Source organism: Dietzia sp., from assembly GCF_036741115.1.
Classification (GTDB): Bacteria; Actinomycetota; Actinomycetes; order Mycobacteriales; family Mycobacteriaceae; genus Dietzia.
On record NZ_DAINST010000040.1, the window covers coordinates 22,149 to 26,586 of the forward strand.

A 4,438-nucleotide genomic window follows, 5' to 3' on the forward strand; every position below is an offset into this window, starting at 1 on the left:
GGCGGGCCCGGCAAGACCCCGGACCGCGAGGCCTTTGATCGGCTCATGGACGATCTCGAGGAGCGCATCTTCGGCGCGTACGGCGACGATGCCGTGATCCACCCCGGCCACGGCGACGATTCGACGCTCGGGGCGGAGCGTCCGCACCTCGGTGAGTGGCGCGAGCGCGGCTGGTAGCCATTCCCCGATCGCGCCCGTCTGCCCCGCGGGCGGCGCGCCGACGGTTCCCCTTCGCCGGCGAAACGCCTACGGCACCACCACAATCCGGCGCCGTTCCTGCACGAATGCCGCGCCTTCTGCGGACGCGAAGAACTACCACTACCTTGGATTGAGTTCGCCTACAACAGGAGCTGACACATGATTCGTACAATCGCCCGACCGATGCTCGCCTCCGTCTTTATCCTTGACGGCGTCTCGGTGCTGCGTAACCCCGCCGACCGGGCGTCCGCCGTGGCCCCCGCAGTCGAGCGGATCGAGAAGACCGCGAACAAGGCCGCCTCCGCGAAGGCCGGTTCCGCCGAGTCCGCGAAGCCCGTGCCCGCCCCGGCCCCGAAGACCGCCGTGCGTGTCCTCGCGGGCGTCAAGATCGGCGCCGGCGCACTCTTCGCCATCGGCAAGGCGCCCCGCCTGTCGGCGGCCGTGCTCGCCGCCTCGCACGCGCCGAACATCGTCGCGCGCTTCTCCGATACCCCCGGCGGCGCCGCCGCCCACGGCGGCAACAAGGCCGTCGGCGTCGCCACGGATGCGGCGCTCCTCGGCGCACTGTTTATCGCCGCCGAGGACACCCAGGGCAAGCCGGGCCTGCGCTGGCGTGCCCAGGCCGCCCGCGGCGAGGTCTCCGCCGCGCTCCCCGCGATCAAGGGCGAGGCCCACAGCCTCCGCTCCGCGCTCGAGAGCACCGCGCACACCATCGGCACGGACGCCCGCAAGGTCGCCGGTGCCGTCAACGACCAGTCGGGGAACGTCTCGGAAGCGCTCGTCAACGTCACGGGCAACGTCGGTGAGAACCTCCCGGAGAACGCCAAGGCGTTCGGCGAGAAGGCCTCCTCGACCGCGTCGACGCTCGTGGAGAAGGCCGGTAACGCGGGCCAGAACCTCACCGAGCGCGCGAAGAACGTCGACGCACAGTCGGTGTTCGACGACGCCAAGGGGCGCGTCTCCGACTTCGATTTCAAGGCGCAGACCGAGAAGCTCCGCGGCAACGCGAGCCCGTACCTCGAGTCCGCGCTCGACCAGGCGAAGAGCCTCCGCGAGGAGGCCGGCGGCAAGCGTGAGGCCCTGCTCGCCGAGGCCCAGTCCCGGTCGAAGAAGGCCAAGCGTGACGGCCGCGTGCTGCGCAAGAAGGCCGAGGCGCGCGCCAAGGATGCGAAGAAGAGCGGTCGCCAGCTCCGCAAGGAGGCCGAGGCCCGCGCCAAGGCGAAGGCCGAGGCCAAGTTCGGCAAGTAAGCCGAGTCGCTGCGGGCGTCCCTGGGGCGGATGCCCCGGCGAGCGCGCCGAGACGGCGCGAATGCACCCGCGAAAGGCGGGCTGCCCTCCAGGGCAGCCCGCCTTTCTCGTCGGCTCTGCAGCACCCGGCGCCGCCCCGCCGCGCCTCGCCGCCTCGGTCTCGCCTAGCCCCCACCGCCTCTTCCAGCCTCTTCCACCTCTCCCCGCACGTCCCCTAACCTGCACGCGACTCCGCAACGGGCGAACTGGCCCGCCCAGGGGTAGGCTTGCCCGTCCAGAATTTCTCGTGCCGCAAGGAGGCGCAACACACCTTGTCCGATACGGATTTCCAGCGCGAGTTCACCGAAGAGCAGGCCTACCTGGACCGGCTCTACGACAGGCTCGGCGAGCTCATGACCACCGCGCGCAGCCGCCTCGCCGAGGCGCACGCGGCGGGCGGAGGAACCCCGCAGGCGCGCTCGGAGCGCGAGTCCTACATCCGCCTCTACTCCACGGAGCTCGCAACGTACCGCGCGGCGAACATGGGCCTGTGCTTCGGCCGGCTCGACGGCGCCGACGGCTCGACGAACTACATCGGGCGAGTCGGCATGCGCGACTCCGATTCCGAACTCACGCCCCTCCTACTGGACTGGCGCTCGGACCTTTCGCGCCCCTTCTACCTCGCCACCACGGCGCGCCCCGAGGGCATCGTGCGTCGCCGTCATATCCGCTCCCACGGCCGCAAGTTGGTCGACATCGGAGACGAATGGCTCGACGGCACGGGCCCAGAAGGCCACACCGGCCGGTCCGGCGCCGCCGCGGGCGTCGCCGGTGAGGGCGCTCTTCTCGAGGCGCTCAACCGCGCGCGCACCGGGCACATGACCGACGTGGTCGCGACGATCCAGCGCGAGCAAGACGAGATCATCCGCAATGAGCACCGCGGCGCGATCGTCGTGCAGGGCGGGCCGGGCACGGGCAAGACAGCAGTCGCCCTGCACCGCGCGGCGTACCTCCTCTACACCTTCCGCGAGCAACTCGACCGCCGCGGCGTGCTCATCCTCGGGCCGAACACCACCTTCCTCGACTACATCGCGCGCGTCCTCCCGTCGCTCGGCGAGTCCGGGGTCGTGCTCCGCACCATCGGCACGCTGTATCCCGGAATCGAGGCCGTCGGCTCGGAGTCCGAGCACTCCGAGGAGGTCAAGGGCTCACTCGACATGGTCGAGATCCTCAAGCGCGCGGTGAAGGAGCGGCAGACCGCACCCGTCTCCGCGGTGCGCATCTCGGTCGACGGCGTCACGCTCGAGATCACCCCGGCCATGGTCCGCAAGGCCCGCGGTCGCGGCCGCATGTCCCGCCGCCCGCACAATCGGGCCCGCCCGGCGTTCGAATCCTCGCTGCTCGACCAGCTCACCGAGGCGTACGCGGACCTGGTCGGGACCCCCCTGCCGGTGACGGCGGAGGCCGCGAATCGCGCCGCGGAGGAGGCCGCTCTGTGGCAGGACCCGGAGTTCGCCGAGGGCGAAGCCGGCGCGGGGGGCGGCCCCGGCGGCACCGAGATGGTCGATGTCGTGGCCGGCGGAGGACAGGTCCACAGGATCGATTCCGGCGCACCGGAGGCGGCCGAGCGGAACCTACTCACCGCGGACGACAAGGCCGCAATCCGCGCCGAGCTCGCCGAGCACGAGGGCATCGCAGAACTCGTGGACGAGTGGTGGCCGATCCTCGATCCCGATGCGGTGCTGGCCGAGCTCTTCGAGTCCCGCGAGCGCATCGCCAAGGCTGCGGCCGACTACGTCGAGGAGGACCAGGAGGCCCTGCTGCGCGCGGACGGCCGTGCGTTCACGCCCGCCGACGTTCCGCTCATCGACGAACTCGCAGAGATCCTCGGCGTCGATTCCGAGGCCGAGCGCGCTGAGGAGGAGCGCGCATGGGCCGAACAGCTCCGGCAGGCGGAGGAGGCGCTGGAGATCCTGCAGGGCTCGGCCTCGATGGAGTTCGAAGACACGGACTCGGAGATCCTCTCCGCCTACGACGTGGTCGACGCCGAAGCGCTCGCGAGGCGAAACCGCGCCGATTCGGACCTCACGGTCGCCGAGCGCGCTGCGGCGGACCGAACTTGGGCGTTCGGGCATGTGATCGTCGACGAGGCCCAGGAACTCTCGCCGATGGCGTGGCGAATGGTGATGCGCCGTTCCCCGAACCGCTGGATGACCCTCGTCGGCGATATCGCCCAGACCTCGAGCCCCGCCGGCGTCGAAACGTGGGGCGAGGCCCTCTCTCCATATGTAGAGGATCGCTGGCAGCTCTGCGAGCTGACGATCAACTACCGCACCCCCGAGACGATCACGGACATTGCCGATGCCGTGCTCGAGGACATCGATCCCGAGATCACCCCGCCGCGCCCCATTCGCTCCGGCGAGCACCCGGTCGGCTGGCACGACATCGGCGCCAAGGACGATGCGGTTGCACTCCGCGACGAGCTCGTCGCCATCCTCTCCGGGCTCGAGAGCGGTAGGAGCACCGCGATCGTCGCGACCGAAGAGGTCCTGAATCGACTGGGAGAGTCGCCCGCCAGGGCGCTCGCCGTGGACGCCGGGCTGGATCCGGAGACCGCGGGGCTCCTCTCCGTCGAAGACGTCCGGCTCGTCAAGGGCCTCGAGTACGACAACGTGCTCCTCATCGACCCCGAGGCCGTCCTCGCTTCGTCAGTGCAGGGAATGCAGGACCTCTACGTCGCGCTCACCCGCGCGACCCAGAGGCTCCACGTCCTCTATCCCGGTCGGCTTCCCGAGGTCCTCGTCGACACGCGGCCGGTCGGATAGGCTCGGCACTGTGAACGCCTCGCCACGACGCTCGGCCCGATTCCCCAGAGGCCGCACTGTCATTCTCGCTCGTGGCGAGCTCGGCCTTCGCGCCCTCGCTACCGGCGCCATCGCCTGCGCCGTGCTGGCCGGCTGCGGCAGCGGCGGAGGGGAGTCGGAGGCCGGCGCCTCCGATTCGCTCGCCGACG

At 70.7% G+C, this 4,438-nt stretch carries 2 protein-coding genes and 1 pseudogene; all 3 read left to right on the forward strand.

The window, feature by feature from the left end:
- A pseudogene (locus tag V7E05_RS07915) lies at positions 1 to 177 on the forward strand (MBL fold metallo-hydrolase); the annotation flags it as partial.
- Positions 178 to 357: 180 nt separating this feature from the next.
- Positions 358 to 1,446 carry a DoxX family membrane protein gene (locus tag V7E05_RS07920; RefSeq protein WP_333619124.1) on the forward strand — a complete coding sequence of 363 codons (1,089 nt, stop codon included), beginning with the start codon at positions 358 to 360 and terminating at the stop codon, positions 1,444 to 1,446.
- Positions 1,447 to 1,757: 311 nt separating this feature from the next.
- On the forward strand, positions 1,758 to 4,250 hold the full coding sequence (locus V7E05_RS07925; RefSeq protein WP_333619125.1) for a HelD family protein: 2,493 nt from the start codon (positions 1,758 to 1,760) through the stop codon (positions 4,248 to 4,250).
- Positions 4,251 to 4,438 lie beyond the last annotated feature (188 nt).

What these genes read in the sequence shown, in the direction of transcription:
- V7E05_RS07920 (WP_333619124.1), top strand. Translation starts at nt 358, where the DNA reads ATGATTCGTACAATCGCCCGACCGATGCTCGCCTCCGTCTTTATCCTT.